Source organism: Undibacterium sp. (genome assembly GCF_030683615.1).
GTDB classification, from domain to species: Bacteria; Pseudomonadota; Gammaproteobacteria; order Burkholderiales; family Burkholderiaceae_D; genus Undibacterium; species Undibacterium umbellatum.
Genome location: NZ_JAUXQE010000003.1, coordinates 1 through 21059 on the forward strand (window position 1 = coordinate 1; position 21059 = coordinate 21059).

The 21059-nt window shown below is 50.8% G+C and carries 17 protein-coding genes and 2 rRNA genes; 9 read left to right on the top strand and 10 right to left on the bottom strand.

What is annotated here, in order from left to right:
• The 5 genes from Q8K39_RS00745 to Q8K39_RS00765 all read left to right on the top strand — a co-directional run.
• Positions 1-125, top strand: a 23S ribosomal RNA gene (locus Q8K39_RS00745); the annotation flags it as partial.
• A gap of 155 nt (positions 126-280) precedes the next feature.
• Positions 281-393, top strand: a 5S ribosomal RNA gene (rrf, locus tag Q8K39_RS00750).
• A 712-nt stretch (positions 394-1105) separates the two neighbouring features.
• Entirely contained in the window at positions 1106-1756 is a 651-nt protein-coding gene (locus tag Q8K39_RS00755; protein WP_186957017.1) for a DsbA family protein, read from the top strand.
• Complete coding sequence (locus Q8K39_RS00760) at positions 1753-2676, top strand: aldo/keto reductase family oxidoreductase (RefSeq protein ID WP_305257892.1); 924 nt, start codon at positions 1753-1755, stop codon at positions 2674-2676. Before Q8K39_RS00755 ends, Q8K39_RS00760 begins: the two co-directional genes overlap by 4 nt.
• A 283-nt stretch (positions 2677-2959) precedes the next feature.
• Positions 2960-5293, top strand: coding sequence for a bifunctional diguanylate cyclase/phosphodiesterase (locus tag Q8K39_RS00765; protein WP_305257893.1), 2334 nt, complete (start codon positions 2960-2962; stop codon positions 5291-5293).
• Between the two features lie 54 nt (positions 5294-5347).
• Here the strand turns inward: Q8K39_RS00765 and Q8K39_RS00770 are convergent, their stop codons facing one another.
• From Q8K39_RS00770 to Q8K39_RS00780, 3 genes are all read right to left on the bottom strand, one after another.
• Positions 5348-6235: a LysR substrate-binding domain-containing protein gene (locus Q8K39_RS00770; protein WP_305257894.1), complete on the bottom strand. Its 888-nt coding sequence runs from the start codon at positions 6233-6235 to the stop codon at positions 5348-5350.
• A gap of 200 nt (positions 6236-6435) precedes the next feature.
• Positions 6436-7860: an FAD-binding oxidoreductase gene (locus Q8K39_RS00775; RefSeq protein ID WP_305257895.1), complete on the bottom strand. Its 1425-nt coding sequence runs from the start codon at positions 7858-7860 to the stop codon at positions 6436-6438.
• A gap of 164 nt (positions 7861-8024) precedes the next feature.
• Entirely contained in the window at positions 8025-8648 is a 624-nt protein-coding gene (locus Q8K39_RS00780; protein ID WP_305257896.1) for a hypothetical protein, read from the bottom strand.
• Between the two features lie 51 nt (positions 8649-8699).
• Between Q8K39_RS00780 and Q8K39_RS00785 the strand changes: the two genes are divergently transcribed.
• Positions 8700-9251 (top strand): cob(I)yrinic acid a,c-diamide adenosyltransferase, encoded by a 552-nt coding sequence (locus tag Q8K39_RS00785; protein WP_305257921.1) that lies wholly within the window; start codon positions 8700-8702, stop codon positions 9249-9251.
• An 84-nt stretch (positions 9252-9335) separates the two neighbouring features.
• Positions 9336-9734, top strand: coding sequence for an SMI1/KNR4 family protein (locus tag Q8K39_RS00790; RefSeq protein WP_305257897.1), 399 nt, complete (start codon positions 9336-9338; stop codon positions 9732-9734).
• A gap of 75 nt (positions 9735-9809) precedes the next feature.
• Here the strand turns inward: Q8K39_RS00790 and Q8K39_RS00795 are convergent, their stop codons facing one another.
• Entirely contained in the window at positions 9810-9992 is a 183-nt protein-coding gene (locus Q8K39_RS00795) for a hypothetical protein (protein WP_305257898.1), read from the bottom strand.
• A gap of 289 nt (positions 9993-10281) precedes the next feature.
• Here Q8K39_RS00795 and Q8K39_RS00800 point away from each other — a divergent pair, with 289 nt between their 5' ends.
• Entirely contained in the window at positions 10282-10929 is a 648-nt protein-coding gene (locus tag Q8K39_RS00800) for a DsbA family oxidoreductase (protein ID WP_305257899.1), read from the top strand.
• A gap of 96 nt (positions 10930-11025) precedes the next feature.
• Here the strand turns inward: Q8K39_RS00800 and Q8K39_RS00805 are convergent, their stop codons facing one another.
• The 3 genes from Q8K39_RS00805 to Q8K39_RS00815 form a co-directional block, all read right to left on the bottom strand.
• Entirely contained in the window at positions 11026-11760 is a 735-nt protein-coding gene (locus Q8K39_RS00805; RefSeq protein ID WP_305257900.1) for a glutathione peroxidase, read from the bottom strand.
• Between the two features lie 258 nt (positions 11761-12018).
• Positions 12019-12582: a hypothetical protein gene (locus Q8K39_RS00810; protein WP_305257901.1), complete on the bottom strand. Its 564-nt coding sequence runs from the start codon at positions 12580-12582 to the stop codon at positions 12019-12021.
• Between the two features lie 356 nt (positions 12583-12938).
• Entirely contained in the window at positions 12939-13667 is a 729-nt protein-coding gene (locus Q8K39_RS00815; RefSeq protein WP_305257902.1) for a S9 family peptidase, read from the bottom strand.
• Between the two features lie 201 nt (positions 13668-13868).
• On the opposite strand from Q8K39_RS00815, the gene Q8K39_RS00820 reads away from it, so the two are divergent.
• On the top strand, positions 13869-14432 hold the full coding sequence (locus tag Q8K39_RS00820) for a hypothetical protein (protein ID WP_186957003.1): 564 nt from the start codon (positions 13869-13871) through the stop codon (positions 14430-14432).
• A 108-nt stretch (positions 14433-14540) separates the two neighbouring features.
• Here the strand turns inward: Q8K39_RS00820 and Q8K39_RS00825 are convergent, their stop codons facing one another.
• The 3 genes from Q8K39_RS00825 to dxs form a co-directional block, all read right to left on the bottom strand.
• Positions 14541-17123 carry a tetratricopeptide repeat protein gene (locus Q8K39_RS00825; RefSeq protein WP_305257903.1) on the bottom strand — a complete coding sequence of 861 codons (2583 nt, stop codon included), beginning with the start codon at positions 17121-17123 and terminating at the stop codon, positions 14541-14543.
• 108 nt (positions 17124-17231) lie between these two features.
• A complete protein-coding gene (locus tag Q8K39_RS00830; protein WP_305257904.1) occupies positions 17232-19022 on the bottom strand; it encodes a hybrid sensor histidine kinase/response regulator in 1791 nt (596 codons plus the stop codon).
• Positions 19023-19172: 150 nt separating this feature from the next.
• Positions 19173-21014 (bottom strand): 1-deoxy-D-xylulose-5-phosphate synthase, encoded by a 1842-nt coding sequence (gene dxs, locus Q8K39_RS00835; RefSeq protein WP_305257905.1) that lies wholly within the window; start codon positions 21012-21014, stop codon positions 19173-19175.
• Positions 21015-21059 lie beyond the last annotated feature (45 nt).

A 21059-nucleotide genomic window follows, 5' to 3' on the forward strand; every position in this document is an offset into this window, starting at 1 on the left:
AAGTCTTCCCTTGCACCTTGAGTGCACTAAAGGGTCGTTGAAGACCACAACGTTGATAGGCTGGGTGTGGAAGCGCAGTAATGCGTTAAGCTAACCAGTACTAATTGCCCGTGAGGCTTGACCCTATAATTTTGAGAAGCAGTGCAGTGTGTTTGCACGATACAAGCTCAACCCAATACCTTCTTCCAATTACAGTCGGCTGAATGTCAAAAGACAATCAGCACCCCAGACAATTCGAATGCTGGGATGGGCAAAACAATGCTCACCCCTCACCCCTTTGTCTGACGACCATAGCAGAGTGGAACCACCCCTTCCCATCCCGAACAGGACGGTGAAACGCTCCCGCGCCAATGATAGTAGGCATTCGCCTGTGAAAGTAGGTCATCGTCAGACTCCTATTCGTTTCCTTCGATCAACGAAGGAAACTCAAAAGCCCCCTCAACAAAATGAGGGGGCTTTTTTATTGCCCAGAAATTAGCGCAGGGAAATTGGCCACAAACTCAGAATCCGAAACAAAAAAAACAAACAAAAACAAGCTCAAAAACAAGGTCAAGACCTCTCAACAATGAGGCACCCAAACACAGAGTCGCTCCGAGAAAAGCAAGTACAGCAAGAACAAGCGAAAGCTCTGCTTTTACTCTTTGACTCTCGCTCTTTATTCTTTATTTCTGGGGCAATGAGATGCAACTCATCTGATTTGTTCGTTTAATGTTGTCTACATCGCGCGCACAGCTCACCGCATGGCGCATAAGCTAATCGACAAAGATCATAGACTTGACTAAAGACCGACACAAAGCCCGTACCAGGAAATCCACAAAAATTGACAGGCAATAAAAAAAGGGAGCTGACGCTCCTTTTTTTGTTTTGACGTCAAACCTCAAGATATCGAATACTTGGCTCTACAAAGCGATAATCCAGTTCCCCCTTGCTTATCTCTGTCTCTGTGGTGAGAGGTCTTATAGATATAAAGAAAACTTCGAAAGCTGGCTTGTAAGTGGCTGGCCCTTCCTCTATGGTAAGAGGTCTTCAGGTATTAAACTGCTCAACCCAGCAATTTCCAAGTTTCTATACAATGGCATATCCCTTTTTACTCAGAGATAAGCTTATGACGCAGTTGATCTATGTCGCAGACCCCATGTGCTCCTGGTGTTATGGCTTCGGGCCGGAATTGCTGGCCTTGCTGGATACCTTGCCTGGTGCCAAAATGGATGTGATCATGGGAGGCTTGCGTGCCTATAACAAGCAGGTGCTGGATGACGAGACGCGAACTACTATCCTTGGGCACTGGCAGCATGTGGCTGAGCGTACTGGTTTGCCTTTCAACAGTGCAGCCCTGTCGCAAGCAGGTTTTATCTATGACACTGAGCCTGCATGCCGTGCTGTCGTAACGGCACGCACATTGACGGATGATGATACTGGCCGCGCGGCGTTGGCTGTGTTTCATGCGATACAGCATGCTTTCTATGCCGAGGGCAAGGATGTACGTGACACTGCCGTATTGTCAGCGCTGGCGGTTGAGGCGATGAACAAGGTCGAAGGTGACGACAGTTTTGATGCCCAGAGTTTTGCCGAGACCCTTGTTTCACCCATGGCGATGTCGGACACAAGAGAGCATTTTGAACAAGCCCAGCGCTGGGGCATACGCGGTTTTCCAGCCCTCTTGCTGGTGCATAATGAGGCGCTGCATATGCTGGCTTCCGGCTTTACCACACGGGATGATTTGATCGCCACTTTACAGCAGGTACAACAAGCATGAGTATTTCAACGAGCAGCCCGCGTTTGCACATCGCCCCGAATGGCCCTGAATTTTCCCGCATCGTATTGGGTTTGTGGCGCTTGGGGAGCTGGCAAATGTCTGCGCAGCAAAGAGTGACATTTCTGGAGCAGGCGTTGGCTCTGGGTGTCACTACCATAGACCAGGCCGATATCTATGGCGATTACCAAAGTGAAAGCCTCTTGGGCGAGGCTATCGCGTTGGCACCGCATTTGCGGGATCAATTCCAGTTCGTCAGTAAATGTGGCATCAAGCTGGTCTCCAACAACCGGCCTGCACATGGCATGCAGCATTACGATACCAGTGCTGCGCACATCATCGCCTCGGCTGAACAGTCGCTGCGTGCTATGCAGATAGAGCAACTGGATTTACTGCTGATACACAGGCCAGATCCGCTGATGGATGCGGATGAAATAGCAGGCGCTTTCCGGCAATTGCAAGAGAGTGGCAAGGTCAGGCATTTTGGCGTGTCCAATTTCACCAATAGCCAGTTTGAATTGCTGGCAGCCCGCGTCCCTCTGGTTACCAATCAAGTCGAATTATCCTTATTGCATATGCAGGCTTTGCATGATGGCACACTTGATCTGTGCCAGCGTCTGCGCATGGCACCGATGATCTGGTCGGCACTTGGTGGTGGTAGTTTATTCCGCCCATTAAGTGAGCAAGATGAACGCAGTCAGCGTATCAGTGCAGTGTTAACGCACATCGCGGCTGAACTTGATGTCAGCACTGCGACGGTCGCGCTTGCGTGGATTTTGCAACATCCCTCCAGGCCACTGGTATTAACCGGATCTGGACGTATAGCAGCGATTCAGGAAGCCGTTCTTGCAACTACCATTCGCCTCAGCCGTGAACAGTGGTTTGCTTTATGGTGTGCCTCTGCTGGCAAAAACGTCGATTAGCCTGTGCCTGCGTGGAATCAAAACCGCAGGCATGCTGCTACCAATATGGGCAGGCCCGAAACCAGGAAAACAAGATAGAATCAAGGCGATAAAGTCACAATATTGCTAAAAGGGAATGCATTTTTGTGACATTTTCCCTGCTTAGGATTAATTTCTGTTTAAGTAGTTAAATGTTGGTATAGTATTACTGATCTGGCCGCTGAATTGAGCCTGGCCTGTTTCGTGATGTAATGACAGAAGGACAGCATTTGTGACTGTTTTTCAATTCATCCGCAGTAACTACATGGCAAACTCTCCGGCACTGGGTGAAGCGCACCAGTGGCGCGAGCAAGTGCTGTCGGCGATATTATTTTTTGTATTGACACTGGGTGGTGCAACCGCCATCCCAAGCATCGTCCTGGCCATCAGCGAAAACCTGTGGTCGGTCGTGGTAGTCGATATTTTTGCCCTGGCCTGGATCGCCACCATCTGGCGTCTTCCTTTCTTGAGTTATAAACAGCGGGCCTGGAATTTCTTGCTGTTTCTGTATCTACTTGGCGTCTGGTTCCTCATCAAGGTTGGTCTGACCGGATTGATTTATTTGCTGGCCTTTCCGGTACTGACCTCCTTGCTGCTGAATATGCGCCTGGCCATGCAAGCCCTGTTGCTGGCATCGGTCAGCATGCTGGTGGTGGGGTATATCGCCGATGCGAATTTGCATGTGTATGGCTTTGATTCACACCCCTTCATGCAATTGGTGGTGGTGACGATCAATTTCACTTTCATTGCGGCAGTCATGTCGATTTCTTGTGGCGTGCTTTTGCAAAGACTGGATAACTCGCTCGAACACCAGCGCATCATCACCGCCTCTTTGCAGCAGGGGCAGGCATCCTTGAAAGCGACAAATGAAGAATTGCGCCTCATCGTTGCAGCGGTAGCCCGTTTGAATGACATCGTGATGATCATCAAGGTGGATGTCGACCCTGCCGGAAAGAGGCATCTCAAAATCGTTTTTGTGAATGATGCTTTTGTACGCCAGACCGGTTTTCAAAGCGAAGAAGTAATAGACAAGTCCCCGGCGTTCCTGCAAGGCCCACGCACCCAGGCAACAGAGATTGACAGACTAAATCAAGCCCTGATTGCCTTTGAATCCGTACACATAGAATTGATATGCTATACCCATGACGGCAGTGAATTCTGGATGGAGGCCGATGTCGTACCGCTGGCAGATGAACAAGGTCTGTTCAGTCACTGGGTTGCGACCGGGCGTGACATCAGTGACCGCAAGAAAGCGCAAGAGCATATCCACAGACTGGCCTACTTCGATGTCCTGACAGGTTTGCCCAACCGCCGCCTGCTGCTGGACCGCATGAGCATCTTGCTGGCCACAGCCAGGCGCAGCAATATGATCAGCGCCGTACTCTTCATTGATCTCGATCACTTCAAATACATCAATGATGCACGCGGCCATGCCGTGGGTGATGCATTACTTACCCTGGTGGCACAAAGGCTGAGTAGCAGCTTGCGTGAAGTCGATACAGTGGCACATATCGGTGGTGATGAATTTGTGGTCCTGCTATGCCATATCTCCAATGATGTGGTGGCTGGTGCCCATGCGGCACAAGCCGTGGCAGAAAAAATTCGTCATTCAATCTCGCAGTTTTTTGATATCAATGGCCTGCAATACAGCACCACCTGCAGCATAGGCGTCACTTTGCTGCCGCGCGACAATCAAAATTCTCATGATTTGCTGCGTGAGGCTGATACCGCCATGTATCGCGCCAAGAGCAGTGGCCGCAATCAGATCGCCTTCTATGAAACCGGCATGCAAACCGAGGTCGAGCAAAGGCTGACCATGGAAAGAGAGCTGGGCGAAGCCATCTCTGGTGGGCATTTGCACATGTACATACAGGCACAGGTTGACAGACTGGGCAAACCAGTTGGTGGTGAAATGCTGATGCGCTGGATACATCCTGAGCGCGGTTTCATTTCACCTGCGCTCTTCATCCCGATTGCAGAAGAATCAGGCATGATCTTGCGCCTGGGTGACTGGGTGCTGGAACAAGGCTGCCTGGCCTTGCTGCAATTGCAGGCTGCAGGCTGGGACATACCGCTCTCCGTCAATGTCAGCCCTAAACAATTCCGCCAGCCTGACTTTGTCAACAAGGTCAGGCGTGTATTGAAATATACAGGTGCACCGCCGACGCGCCTGATCTTTGAAGTCACTGAAGGACTGCTTATCGATAACCTGCAAGACACCATCGCCCGCATGCTGGAGTTGACCACCCTGGGCATCCGTTTCTCAATAGATGATTTTGGCACCGGTTATTCCAGCCTGGCCTATCTCAAACGCCTGCCTCTGTATGAACTCAAGATAGACAAGAGCTTTGTGCAAGACACGCCGGATGATGCGAATGGTACGGCCATCGTGCAATCCATACTTTCAATGGCCTCGCATCTGGGATTACGGGTCGTCGCAGAAGGGGTAGAGACCAAGGAACAGGCTGAGTTTCTGATCGCCAATGGCTGCGCCTCCATGCAAGGCTTCCTGTTCGCCCGCCCCATGCCATTGGATAAATGGTTGTTGCTGCAACAGCAGATAGGGCAGCCTGGTAAGGAGAGTAGCAAGGTGGTGTAGCTGAAGAAAATGGGAGAGGAGTGCAGTCGCGGCCCCCAATCCAATGAAGTCAGCCTACACCTGCTGATATGTCGCCTGCATCCAGTCTATAAATAATTGCACCTCGGGTCGTATATTGGCTTGTGCCTCATGCACCAGGTAATAGGCATGCGGTGGTGTCGCCAACTGCGTATCCAGCACTCTGACCACTTCACCTCGACTGATCATGTCCTGGGCAAACTGCTGACGGGTCAGGCCTATGCCGTGACCATGCTTGACTGCTTCCAGCAGCAGGCCCAGGTCATCAACACGCAAGCCCGTAGTTGGTTCTGGCCAGTCCAGTCCAGCAACTTCAAACCATGGCTGCCAAGGTTCCAGGGCTGAACGCAAGAGCCTTGCATGGCGCAAATCTGCCGGGCTTTGTATCGGTGGCAAAGTCTTCAGGTAAGCCGGGCTGGCGACTACAAAGCTGGGTTCGATAAACAACTTCTTGGTCACCAGATTTGGATATTCACCAGCACCAAAACGTATTTCCACATCGCTTTCCGACAAGCTCAAGTCATACAAAGGCACAAACAGATAGACTTCAATTTCTATTTCTGGATGTGCATCTGTAAAGCTCGCCAGGCGCGGCATGAACATATAGCGCGCAAAGGTCGGCGGTACCGTCACCTTGACGCGCAACTGGCTTTGCGTCACCTTGTTCGGCAGCGGAAAATCTGACAAGGTACGCAAGGCCACCCGCACCACGTCCAGGTAGCGGCGACCAAATTCAGTCAGCGTGACACTGCGCCCTTCGCGTACAAATACGCGTTCACACAAATGCTCTTCCAATAAACGTATGCGGTGTGACAGCGCAGAAGGCGTAATACATAACTCTTCAGCCGCCACCGCAAAAGAACTATGCCGCGCCGCAGCTTCAAAAGCAGATAATGCATGTACCGGTGGTAATCGTGTTGCCATACTCTACTCTTCCTGATGTGTTCTGTTTGGTGTTTCAGTTGCCACGACAATAAGTGAGCGACGTGAGTAGTGCAGGTAATCGGCGAGGGCGACACAGGCTTAGCCATATTGTTTCCCTTGGAATTTCTCTGTGCTACCTCTGTGACTCCGTGTCTCTGTGGTGAATGGTCTTGACTTAAATAACTTGAATACGATCTCGATTATTCTTCAGCTTCATCCCACGCAATAATCTTGCCGGGATTTAAAATATTCCTGGGATCAAACGCATGCTTGAGCAAACGCATCATGTGTATCGCATTTGCTCCATGTTCCTCAATCAAAAATCCCATCTTGTGTATGCCCACGCCATGCTCACCAGTGCAGGTGCCGTCCATTGAAATTGCGCGCGTCACCATGCGCTGGTTGATGGATTCTGCCACCGCAATTTCTTCCGCGCTATCCGGGTCCACCAGCATCAATACATGGAAGTTGCCATCACCGACATGGCCGATGATGGAATAGGTGACCCCATGGTTCTCACAATCAATCTGGGTTTCGCTGATGCATTCCGCCAGACGTGAAATCGGCACGCAGCAATCGGTAGAAATCGAACGTGAACCTGGTCGCATTTGCAGCAGCGCAAAATAAGCATTATGCCGTGCCGCCCACAAGCGGCTACGATCTTCCGGCCTGGTCGCCCATTCAAAATCTCCGGCACCATTCGCCGCTGCAATTTCTTGCACCAGCTCAGCCTGTTCTTTGACGCCATGCTCAGTGCCATGAAATTCAAACAGCAGCAAAGGCTTGACCGGCAAATTCAATTTGTCATGTGCATTGATGGCGCGCACACCATTCGCATCCAGGAATTCTACCCGCGCAATCGGCACGCCCATTTGTATGGTCTGGATAACAGTGTTCACCGCATCTGCATTGTCCGGGAAGCTGCACACCGCAGCCGAGATGGCTTCTGGCAAAGGATAAAGCTTGACAGTCACCTCGGTGATAATGCCCAGCGTGCCCTCACTGCCGACAAACACCCGCGTCAAATCGTAACCGGCAGACGACTTCTTGGCACGCGAACCCGTGCGTATGATGCGGCCATCTGCAGTCACCACCGTCAGCGCCATGACGTTTTCACGCATGGTGCCATAGCGCACTGCATTCGTGCCAGAGGCGCGCGTAGCGGCCATGCCACCCAGGCTGGCATCCGCACCAGGATCGATGGGGAAGAACAGGCCAGTATCACGTATCTCCGTATTCAGTTGCTTGCGGGTGACTCCCGCCTGCACGGTCGCCGTCAAATCTTCTGCATGCACGGCAATCATGCTGTTCATGTGCGACAAGTCTATCGTCACACCGCCATGCAGGGCCAGGATATGGCCTTCCAGCGACGAACCGGCACCGTAGGGGATCACAGGCACATCATGTGCATGACACAGCCTCATGACCTCTGCCACCTCTTCCGTGCTCTGCACAAACACCACCGCCTCTGGCGGCATGGGGTCATAAGACGACTCGTCGCGGCCATGATGCTCACGCACCGCCAGGGCGATGCTGCAACGGTCTTCCAGCAAGGCTTGCAGCGCATGCAGCAAGCTCGCGGGCAGGGGCTTTCTGACACTCGCCAAAATGGCAGGATGATTCATAATGAGGTCCGTACTGGTCTTGATGCGCTCTATTATGCTGTGTCCGGCCAAATTTTGCCGCATCCTTTCAACGCTCCTGGCTTATTTAATTTGCCCTGGTCAATTCGATCTCAGATGCTGGTTGCCAGAGAAGCATCATGAACTGGCATTTTGCAGGTGAGCACTTATCCCAACTGTATTCTTGCAGCGTTAGCATCAGACAGTTTGAATAACAAATCTTCAACGGCAGCCTCTGATACAGAACCAAGATCGATGCTTAATTGCAAGGCATTGCCCTCTTGCGTGATCGCAGACATGAAGTGCACCACGCCATACACGCCATCTGTATTTTTGGGATTGTTATCCTCACCATCAAACCATGCCAGGAACCAGTTTGTTAGCGTGGCCTCAGCGACATCAGGCGACAGCCCCTTGATCTGCAAGGGTAACCAGTCCCAGGTGAATGGCGTAATGCTCACCTCAGTTGCTGATAATTGAAACGCAAAAGGCTCAAATTCCAGCTGGGTTTTTGCATCTACCGTGTGCGACTGACCGGCAAACTCACCTTCTTTGGGTATCCAGTCAGCCCGGCAGGGTAGGGCAGGCTTGCCATCAAGCCTGAGCGTGCCATCTGCATTGCGGTATGTCGGTTCAATATGCACATTGTTTTGAGCAACAGCCGCCGAAAGTACCGTGATATAGGAAGAGCGGATCGCGGCCAATAATTGTATAAGTGTCATTGCGCGATTATATTGATAAGCAAGTGCGAGGGCAATGATGGCAACCGTCGCAACCATAGATGCTGCCATTGGCCAGCTTTTGCCGTATCCTTGCATACTTCTTTACTTATTTTATTTGCCATGGGTAACCGACTCTCAAAAATCGCAACACGCACCGGCGACAAAGGCACGACTGGCCTGGGTGACGGCAGCCGCATCGCCAAAGATGCCCTGCGCGTGCACGCCATGGGCGACGTGGATGAACTCAATTCACAGATCGGCGTCCTGCTGTGCGAAGACATGCCAGACCAGATGAAGCATGAACTGGTCTCCATACAGCACGACTTGTTCGACATGGGCGGCGAACTCTGCATCCCCGGCTACACCATGATCACCGACACACAGGTCGAAAGGCTCGATGCCCTGCTGGAAAAATACAATGCCGACCTGCCACCGCTAAAAGACTTCATCCTGCCAGGAGGCTCGCGCGCAGCCGCCATCGCCAACGTCTGCCGCACCGTCTGCCGCCGCGCAGAACGCGCGATAGTCAGCGTAGGCAATGCCGAAACCATCAACGACGCCCCAAGACAATATATGAACCGCCTGTCGGACTTGCTGTTTGTGTTGTCGCGAGTGTTGAACCGGTTTGCTGGCGGGAGTGATGTGTTGTGGGAGAAAGAGCGCCAAAGATGAGTGTCGCATTCTAGTTGAGCAGGGCTACAGCAAATTTTCTGCTTGCTGAATATGGCTATTTGAGTCGTATTTTCTGGGTAATGAATGATTAATTTTGGAAATATTGAATTGCTTGTAGAGAGGCTGCCAGTTGAGGATGCTTGTATCCGTGCTGTTGAGTCAGCATTGCAACTGCCTTTTCCTGAGGGCTATCTGCAGTTCTTTAAGCAAATCAACGGATTTGATGCAAACTTTTTGAGACTTTATCCGGTCGACGAACTAGTTGAAAGAAATTTGACTTATGAAGTCGGGCAATATTGTCCAAATTTCATTAACATTGGTGATGATGGCGGTGGACAGGCAATATTAATAAAGAGTGCATTGTTTGAAGACACCAATGTTTATCTTGTTGGACATGGCGTCATGAGTCCTGATTTTATGGAAATCATAGGCAATGACTTTCTCACATGGTTAGAGTCAGGATGCCCATTGCTTATTGAGTAGTTCTTTGAAGTTCTGGATGTGAGAGGTCCAGCTTATTGTTTCAATTTCTCAAATCATACGCAATCAATCTGAATTTTATAATTTCAGCTCCAACCTCAACCCCACCCGCGCATACGATGAACTCAAGGTGCGCGTTTGCAAGGTGTTGTTGATACCGCGGTATTTACTAATGCTCTCCGCTTGCAGCGCACACAAATTATCCAGGTTCATGATCAGGCGAAAGCTGAGGTTGACTGTCCAGTTGGCGTTGGCTGTCAATGTGGTTTTGTATGCTTCGTATGTTCTCTGTGTCAGGTTATTCCTTTACCAGTCGCTGGGTAGCCAGTTAGCACCGAGGTCAATCTTGATGGGTAGATCTGGCATTACATATGGCAAGCCAAATTTGGCTAAAATGAAAATGCGGTTTTATCATGCTGGTGGCTACCAGTCTGTCATGCCCCCTTGATTTGACAACAAATGCGCGCATATGTGATCCCATACTGGTACTTGAACTGCCAGGCATTTGATAGCTGCGGCGCGCAGGCGGGTGGCGGAAAGCGATAGAAAAATGAGTAAAGAGATCAGGATAGATTTTGTGTCCGATGTGTCTTGCCCCTGGTGCATCATCGGACTGAAATCACTGGAACAGGCAATTGACAGGATAGGCGAAGACGTCAATGTCAAACTGCATTTCCAGCCTTTTGAGTTAAACCCCAAAATGCCAGCGGAAGGACAGGATATTGCAGAGCACCTGGCAGAAAAATATGGTGCGACAGCTGAGCAAACTGCCAAGAACCGCGAAGCCATACGCGCGCGTGGTGCAGAGCTTGGTTTTCAATTCAATATGGCTGCACGCAGCCGCATCTACAATACTTTCGATGCGCATCGCTTGCTGCATTGGGCTGAATTGCAAGGTCGCCAGCATGCCCTGAAAGTGGCGCTGTTTGAATTGTATTTCAGCAAGGGCGAGAGCCCGGCCTCGCATGAGGCTCTGGTGCGTCTGGCGGGTGAGGTGGGGCTTGATACTGAAGAGGCGGCGCGTATTCTGGCCTCAGACACCTATGCTGCCGAGGTGCGCGAACAAGAGCGTTTTTATCAGCAGCAAGGCATCAGTTCAGTACCAGCGATCATCATCAATGAGCGTCATCTGATTTCTGGCGGTCAGCCACCAGAGGTATTTGAACAGGCACTGCGCCAGATTGCGGCGCAGGCATAAAGACGTAAGACGGGACTACTTCAGCCAGCAAGGGTGAAAGAGTATGGAGTTCGCCAGGCAGGGCAAGCGAACTCCATGGCATTATCAGGTGCGTGCTCAGGCACGTGCTTTAATCCATGCGCTGATGGCCGTACCATCACCTATCAAGGCACCGTTAACAAACAGTTGCGGTGACGTGCCTTTACCGGCAACAGCGGATAACAGACGCTGACGCACATTGTCTGCCAAAGGCATTTCCAGATAATTCACACCAGCCGCATCGAGTTCTTCTTTTGCTTTTGCACAAAATGGGCAACCGACTTTGCTGAACAGCGCAACTTGTTCAGGCTTGGCAGCGTTTGGTGCAATGTAGTCGAGCATGGTGTCAGCATCGGAGACCAGGAAAGGGTCACCTTCAACATCAGGTTCTATGAACATCTTGCTGACCACGCCGTTTTTAACCAGCATGGAATAACGCCATGAGCGTTTGCCAAACCCCAGCGCAGATTTATCAACCAGCATGCCCATGCCTTCGGTAAAGCTGCCATTGCCATCTGCGATCGGGCGCACTGCTGTCAGCCCCTGGTCTCTTGCCCAGGATTCCATGACAAAACCATCATTGACTGACACACACAAAATACTATCCACACCATGTGCTTTAAACAGGCCCGCCAGTTCTTCATAGCGCGGCAGATGTGTGGATGAACAGGTAGGCGTGAATGCACCTGGCAATGAGAAAACCACGACGGTTTTGTTATCGAACAATTCTGCGCTATTGGTGTTCACCCACTGATTGTTTTCGTGGAGCTTGAAGTCGACTTGAGGAACTTTATTGCCTTCAAAATTTTGCATGGTATTTCCTTAGGTTGAATAGGTCGCGGATGCACTGTGCGGGAGCGGGGTCGCCCTGATGTCACTGAGCATACACTGCTTCAGCAACATGATACCCTGAAGATGAAACGTATTTGCAAAAACGGCAGGAATATGGAAGCGGCGCTTACGTGTGGCGCCAGATATTCACAGGTAGATTTCGAGCGGTGGCCTGTGGATAATGTGAAAAGCCAGTTCACACAATGATGTGGCTGGCTTAACTGTACGTCTCGCGTGACTTTATTCTTTTTCGATCAGTAAGGATTTGAAAAAGCGATCTGCGATTTCTTCAGCTTTTTTGTTCGAAGGTGCATGTCCTATCTGTTGCAGATAAATGGTATGTGGGGCAACATAGGCTTTCAATGTGAAATCCTGGCCTTCCAGTCTGCCCTTTAATTGCTTGCCTTTGAGGTCGCCTGACGGAAGGGATATATCTACCCAGCCACCATCGGCATCCAGTAAGAACTTTGAAATAAAGCCTCTGCGCAAATTGTCGAGCATGGTGTTCAGATAGGCCATTTCATAACCTGCCGCCGACGGATCATTGCGGTTAAATTCCAATATGCCCAGCATCATCATGCAGCCATCAGCATCCATGGTGTAGGTGGTGCGTTTGAAGGGGGCGCCTTTGCGTTCAGGCAGGTTTTCTTCCGTTTTTTCCGGGGTGCTCGCTGCCCAGAATTTGACGCGTTTGTCATCGCTGGTCAGGATTTGACCGCCAGCATCGGCTGCCTGAGTAACGCTGCAAAACAGGGAACTGAGGACGATCATCGCTAAACAGAGTGGTCGGGAGAGTATGCGCATACGAGTTTCCTTAAATAGTCGGACGATACCATGGCAATGCGTCTGTCAAATGTGGGGAATACATTGTCACAATTTTGTCCGTGTTGATTCATGTAACATAAAACGCGATGCGAATAGTATATTGAACAAACACACTCGGCTCAATTGCCAGGTGATCAGCGGTCATGCTGGATGATGTACGGTAGTTAAGGGGGGCTATTCCCCCATGTCCAAGATTAAATCGATGCCTGATCAGCAGACCTTTGTACTTTTTATAAAGTCCGCAAAAAATGATCGATGATGGATTGCTTGATTTCTGGCGCACTTTCTATGCTAAAGCCATGTCCGGTTGGATAGGATTTATGTGTTACTGGGTGTTAGAACTTGCGTTCTTTCAGATAGCGGAGAATATCCTGTGACATGGGAAAGCTGGGCCAGACCTGGTCATTTTCTGCAGACACCAATAAGATGGGGCCATTGACTTTTTCAAGTGCAAAGTGGACTGTCTGCAGGTTTTGTTGATTTTCCAGTGCAGTTAAAAAGCGGCTGACTTGTGTTTTCCTGTCGCCATCAGGCAGGATCAAGCCGGGGAAATTCTTTCCTTGGAACGTCCATGCGGCATCTGCTTCTGTCGGACCATTCCATACAACATTGCTGGGTGTGGTCACAGCCACAGACTTGATGCGGGCATCATGAGTAGCCAGCAAGAATGCGGCTTCAGAGCCTCTTGATCCGCTGACGACGCCTATCCTGGCCGGGTCAACTGCCGTTTCTGTTTCCAGATAGTCAATGGCGCTGATGAAATACTCCAGAGGTATATGGTCCAGTTTTTCAGGTAATCCTGTTTCCTTGAGGTAGGCCAGGGCGAGCACTGCGATGCCATTCGGGGCTATCATGGCACCGTTGGCCTCGCCAAAATTCATGCCGCCATCCGAACCACCAAAGGCAATCACAACGGGCACTTTTTTCGTTGATGCAGGCAGATAAAGTTTACCGACCAGGTTTTTGTAGGAGATGGTTTTTACCTGATATTCCACGCTGGAGGCATGAGCAATACCATAGCAAAAAAAGAAACACAAAAGAAGTGAGATTAACTTGGTGCGCATGGGGAGTGAACTGATTTTTTTTAGATATTGCGCCCATTATGGCGGGTATTTGCGTGCATGTTTGCGGAATCTATATACAGTTTTAATTTCCGCATTTTGTCATTGCAAGGCTGTTCTCAAGTGAGTATGTTGTAGTCCTAGAATTTTTGTATGTGCATAGTAATTCGGGTTTTTGTCATCACTAGTATTTGGAGAGGATTAATGGAACAAATTTTTCAACATCTGGATCAACTCCAGGCATTGATCGGTGCAGCATATTCCAGCGAGATCAGCAGGGAGAAGATTGCTTACTACATCAGGGAATCGGACAAGAATTTTTTTCGCGACACACCTCAGCGCAAGGTCCTGGTCCTGGATTATTTTTCTGGAGATTATGATTACCAGTCAGAAGAAGAAATCGATGAATTTGAGGATCAGGAAGCCATAAAAAAGGTGTACGCAGCGGCAAAAGCGTATTTGCAAGATAAATTGTCTCACTTGAAATCCGTAGATGTCGATGCGACCCCTTGGCCCAGGGATTTGGCAAGCTATAGCGATTTTGCAAACGACGAGAAAGAAGATCAGGAGCTGTGCGATTCAGAAGGCGACTCCTACACCTGGACTCCCTATGCCGATGGCGGCGCCATACTGGATGAGAGCGAGCTTGAGTATGTGCTGTGGGAAACTGAAGACGAGTACATCGCCTTGCAAAAAACCAAGGTCACTGGCGATGGTAATTACTATTATTGCGCCATGGTGACAGTGACGCCGCGATTAAAGAACTGAAGCATACGCTCATGTGCATGCATTAATTCAAGCAGCCTGCAACAAAGCGATAGCATGCAGGGCGAAATAATCCTATGCCTTATTTTGCCCTGTTTGCAGCACCCGTAGTCACTCAGGATTTTGTTCGCACCATTGTTTCCACATGCCCCGATAGGCAGCTTCCATCTTGCGGGTAAAGCCGGACTCATCCATCAGGGGACTAGCCTTGGTTTGCTCACGCAAGCCCATGCGCAATTGTGCGAGACCTGTTAAGTCGCTGGCGAGCGCCACAGCTTTGTCTATGTATTCCTGCTCAGTTCTGGCTATCCATTCCGGGTGGCCAGCGCCTTCCAGTATGGAACTGCCCAGCAAGCCCATGCTTGGTCGATCTGCCAGAGTCACATAGGGAACCCCCATGTAGAGAGATTCAAACAAAGTCGTGCCTGAATTATGGGGGAAGCAATCCAGCCCTATATCAATCCTGCGGATGGTGTCCCAGGGAGGGGTATGGAAACCGATTTCCAGTCGGGATCGAGATATACCATGAGCCTCAAATTTACGAATAAAGGCCTCTTGCATACTGGCTTCGGCAAAACTGATACTGTCGATAATCAGTTTTGCACCCTCTACTCTATGCAGGATGCCAGCCCAAACAGCGATGACTTTATCGTTGATACGGATAGCGCGACTCAGGCTGCCAAAGCTGACATAGCCACACTGTAATGCGGGCAGGGGGCTTACTGACCCCATGTTTTCCGCGGGACGGAATGCATAACCGGGAGTTTCCAGACGCCAGACTTGTTCTGCAAAAAGAGACTCGCATCCTGCAGGCATACAAGTGTTATCCATCAACATGTAATCGATGGCCTTAATACCCGTGGTGTAGGCGAAACCTAACCAGGAGGTAGACACTGGTGCGGGTTTGCCAGCAAATACTTGCAGGCTGTGGTTGCCGGTATGACCGGCCAGGTCGATCAGGATGTCGATGCCGTCAGCACGAATGCGCTCCCCCATAGCATCATCTGACATAGTCAGCGTTTGTATCCAGTGATCCACATATGTTTGATAACGCTTGGTGACAGCGTCTTCCCATTCTGGCAGAGCATAGGAATAGACATAAACTTCAAATTCGCGCTTGTCATGATGGGCTAGTACTGGTTCGAGAAAATGTCGCACCGGATGGGTGAACAAGTCGGGAGATACATAGCCTATCTTCAACCGTTTGCCAGGATCACGCTGATTGGAAAACGCCCGCCATTTTTTCTTCAAAGCTTGGCAGAAGCGTTTGTCATACTTATCGTACTCAGCATATATGGCTGCACTGCTGAGTTCTGGATGGTAGTTCAGGGAAAACAAGAGATGCGAATGGATCTCCGCCGCATCTGGAGTCAACTGCATCGCCTTGCGAAACAAGGCGATAGCTTCATCCAGGCGTCCCTGATCAGAATAAACCATAGCCAGATTGTCGTAGGCTTTGGCGTTGCCAGCATCCATCTGCACCACTTGCTGGTAACTGTCAGCCGCTTCTTGCAGACGTCCCCATCTTTTATATACACTGGCAAGATTATTATGGGCATTGAGCATGCCAGGTGCCAGTTCCGTTGCTCGTTTGAAGTAGGTGACCGCATCAGCAAAACGTTTTTGTTGGTAGGCAATCACGCCAAGATTATCGAATACCACAGCATCATCCGGACGAATCTTTAATACTTGCTGGAAACGCGCCTCTGCCGCTGGAAATTGCCCCAGACTCATCAACAATATACCCAGGGTACCGATTGCATCTGCATAGTCAGGTTGAATGATGATGGCTTTTCGCAAATTACGCTCGGCGTCTTGCAGCTTGCCGAAATCCATTTGCATCGATGCCAGCTTGCATAAGGGCGTGGCATCACCAGGGTTGTTGGCGGCAGCAGTCAGGTAAGCGGTTTCTGTTTCTGCATACCGTCCCTGGCTTTGCAGCAGCGCCGACAGATAATCCAGCGCGCCATGATGGCCAGTTTGCAAGGCCAATGCCTGGCGATAAGCTGCCTCGGCATCTGCCAATCGGCCATGCTGATGCGCCAGCATGCCAAGGGAAAAATGTGCTGATGCCAAATCAGGATTTAACTGGAGAGCCTTGCGACAGCTGGCCTCCGCTTCGCCTGGTCGACTCAGTTGCAGGAGTAAAGCGGCCAGATGGGCGTGCGCCTCACTGAAATCAGGCGCGATATCCAGCGCCTTGCGGCAACTGCCTTCTGACTCTTGCCAGCGCGACTGTGACTGCAGGCTGAGGCTGAGATGATAGTGAGCGTTGGCATCATCCGGCATGGTTTTCAGCGCTTTGCGGTAACAAGCCTCTGCTTCAGTAAAATAGTTTTTTTGCCCCAATAACAGGCCCAGACTATACAGAGTGTCGCCAGCGTCAGGCGTGATTTTCAGTGCGCGACGGTAGCAGGATTCTGCCTGAGTCGTCTCTTTGAGTGCAATATAGATGTCGCCCAGTTGGTGGTGGGCTACCGCATTGCTGTCGTCGAGGATAAGCAATTGCCGATAACAGTGGGCAGCTTCTTGTAGCCGACCGGCATTTAAAAAAATATCTCCCTGCTTCTGGTATTCAGTCGTGGCTACCGTGCCAGGTGCTGGAACCCAGGCTACTGCTGCGCTACCGGAACGCGCAGACGCTATGGGTTTAGCATCGCTGCCGGTAAGTTTATTTTTAAGCCAGGTGAACATGAGAGTGATTTTGGTGTGCTTTACAGGCTGTCACACTACTCCAAGCTTTTTAAAAAAGCAATTTGATTGAAGCTGAAAAAACAAATGTGCTGATGCAAACATGTTTTTTTAGTTTTCCTGATGTGCACTTTTCGGACCTGCATTCACAAGCTTGTGAACGGCCGCATGCAGCGCATGACCCTGCAAGGGCTTATGCAAGACCGGCAAGCCTGTCGACATGAGCAGCTTTACTTTGTCGGGCGAGGTGTCCCCGGTAATCAAGAGTGCCGGAATCTCGCGGTTAAATTCATGGCGCAGACTGCAGATGACATCCATGCCTGTGGCAGTTCCGTGCAAGCGGTGGTCACAGATAATCAGATCCGGTGCGCGTTCGATGCTTGCCAGTTGTGCCAACATGGCCTCGCCTGAATTGGCGGTCAATACCGTGCAACCCCATTTTGACAAGAGCAGGCTGCTGGCATTCAGTATCAATTCTTCATCATCGATGATGGCAATAAAAACGCCATGCAAACTGTCTGCATGCAGTTCTGGCATTTGGTTTGCCTGTGCGATCTCCGCGACTGATTCATGGCTGGTTTGCACGGTAATCGAAAACATTGAGCCTCGTCCAGGTTCTGAAACCACGGTGATCGCTGTGCCCATGATCCTAGCCTGGCGCTGGACTATCGCCAAACCCAGACCCAGGCCCCGTGCACTGTCGCGCTGATGGTTGCCGACCTGATAGTATTCCTCAAAAATCTTGCCTTGTTCCTCCAGGTCTATGCCTATACCAGTGTCATACACGGCAATGCGCAAGCCGGCAGCACAACGGCGGCAGCCCAGCAAGACTTTGCCACACTGGGTGTAACGCAGGGCATTGCTGACAAAATTGCGCACAATATTTTCCAGCAAATGCAGGTCTGCATGGACATGGGCCGAACATGGCGCCACCCGCAAGATCAGGCCTTTTGCCTGCGCCTGGTTGCTGAACTCAACCTTGATCTTATTGAGGACCATGGCAATCGGGAAATTGCTGAACTTGGCTTCGATAACACTGGCATCAAGCTGCGATAAATCCAGCAAGGCACTGAACATTTTATCCATGTTGTCAGCGCATACGCGCGCATTGTTCAAGATGGCGCGAGCCTCTGGTTGCAAGTTGGCATAGGCCAGCCCACCCAGATACAGATTCATTGCATGCATGGGCTGGCGCAAATCATGGCTGGCAGCCGCGAGGAAACGGCTTTTGAGATGGACGGCGGCTTCTGCGATTTCTTTTTGTTTTTGTAGTTCTTTCGCCAGTTTTACAGCGACATAATGTTTGCGTATAGAGTCAACCAGGCTGCGATGCATCTTGATGGCGAGCAGGCTATTGAGTAGCAGGATGAAGGCAAAGGCAATCGCGACAGTATCGCTATACTTGTCGTAGTACCACAGGGAGATCAAGGGTACGCTGGAGACACAGGGCAAAAAGAAGCAGTAAAAGGCGGGTAAATGGGCATTGAGAGCGGGCAGAGAAACAGAGGCGACACCGAAGATGGTAAAGATGACCAGCATCTGCGCTTCAAAATTGCCTGGTATCCATAAAAGAAAGACTCCTGCTACCCATAGCAGGCCACTGATCAGGGATGAGACGGTGATGGCGCGCAAACGCCATTGCGCATTGCTGACATCCAGGTTCGCGCGCCCCTGTGCAAACCAGTAGTAGGGGCTGATAATATTGAAGACCACCAGTGTACCAAACCACAGCCATATATAAGCATGCTGGCCGCTATCGCGAAATAACCAGGCGACCAACAGCGCGACAGCACTGCTACCAAGCCTGCCTACCACCAGGCTGCTGTCAAACGCCTTGGCTTGATCAACCAGAACCTTGAGTTCAATATCATCAGGTTCTTTTGCCGTTGCGCTGGAGTTCATTTTATGGCCCCGGATTCACAGCTTGCTCTCAGAGAATGTCAGAAATCAGTCCAGGTAGTAATGTGCGTTTAAGCTAAAAGCGAAACACTGGAGGTTTTATCTAACTTTCTCTTTGCCCGTGTGGTGAATTTAATGGTCTTTTTTCGTCAATCAGAGAAACCTGGCACGTATGGATCTTTCTATCCCCGCTGCATCCAGCCCACATTGGGCGAGTAGCAAAGCCGGGTCACCATGATCGACAAAGCGGTCGGGCAAGCCCAGTATCAATAGTGGTTTATGGATGCCAGCTTCGGCCATCGCTTCTGCCACAGCAGAACCAGCACCACCCATAATGCAGCCTTCTTCTACTGTCACCAGTTCATCATGGCTGGCGGCCAGAGATTTGAGTAACTCCACATCCAGCGGTTTGATAAACCGCATATTGGCCAGAGTGGCATCAAGCTGTTCTGCAGCCTGCAGGGCAGGGTGTACCAGCGATCCAAAGGCCAGTATCGCGATGCGCTTGCCCTGACGTTTGACTTCACCTTTGCCTAGCGGGATAGTGTCCAGATCTTTGCCAGTCGGCACGCCTGTGCCAGCACCGCGTGGGTAGCGCACAGCCGCAGGGCCAGGATATTGATAGGCTGTGCTCAGCATCTGGCGGCATTCGTTTTCGTCAGATGCTGCCATGACCACCATGTTCGGGATGCAGCGCAGATAGGCCAGGTCATAATTACCGGCATGCGTCGCACCATCTGCTCCAACCAGGCCAGCGCGGTCGAGTGCAAATGTCACATCCAGGTTTTGCAGGGCAACGTCATGGATTAACTGATCGTAAGCGCGCTGCAAAAAAGTAGAGTAGATGGCGACGACAGGCTTCAAGCCTTCGCAAGCCAGGCCCGCTGCAAAAGTGACTGAGTGCTGTTCTGCAATGCCGACATCGTAATAACGCTTGGGGAATTGTTTTTCAAATTCCACCATACCTGAGCCTTCGCGCATGGCCGGGGTGATGCCGACCAGTTTTTGATCCACCGCCGCCATGTCACACAACCAGTTACCAAAGACCTGAGTATAACTTTGCTTGGCGGGTGCAGCAGCAGGTTTGATGCCTTCTGCTGGATTGAACTTGCCAGGGCCGTGGTATAAAACCGGATCAGCTTCAGCCAATTTATAACCTTGGCCCTTTTTGGTGACCACATGCAAAAATTGCGGACCTTTGAGGTTCTTGATATTTTGCAGTGTCGGTATCAATGAATCAAGATCATGGCCATCAATAGGGCCTATGTAATTGAAACCGAATTCTTCAAACATGGTGGCAGGCACTATCATGCCCTTGGCATGTTCTTCGAAGCGTCTGGCCAGTTCCAGTACAGGGGAAGGCAGGACTGATTTGCCGACATTGCGGGCTGCTGCGTAGAACTTGCCCGACATCAGGCGCGCCAGGTAACGGTTCAGTGCACCGACCGGTGGCGAGATTGACATATCGTTGTCGTTCAGCACGACCAGCAGATTGATGTCTTCATGTACGCCGGCATTGTTCATGGCTTCAAACGCCATGCCTGCCGTCATCGAACCATCACCGATGATGGCAACTGCATGGCGGTCTTCACCCTTGATGCGGGCGGCCAGCGCCATGCCCAGCGCGGCAGAAATCGAGGTCGACGAATGTGCAGTGCCAAAGGTATCGTATTCGCTTTCCGCACGACGCGGGAAGCCGGAGATGCCGTTCAACTGGCGCAGGCTATGCATCTGGTCACGGCGGCCTGTCAAAATTTTGTGCGGATAAGTCTGATGACCGACATCCCACACCAGCCTGTCTTCTGGCGTATTGAAGACATAGTGCAGAGCGATGGTTAATTCCACCGTGCCCAGGTTGGACGACAAATGGCCGCCCGTCTTGGAAACAGAGTCAAGCACATACTGACGCAACTCGTCGGCCAGAGGCTTGAGTTGGCTGCGCGTCATGCTGCGCAGGTCAGCGGGGGAATTAATGGTGTTTAATAAAGTCGTCATTGTTCTTTTTCATTACTTGGCTAAACGTCCCTGATGATCGGTCCT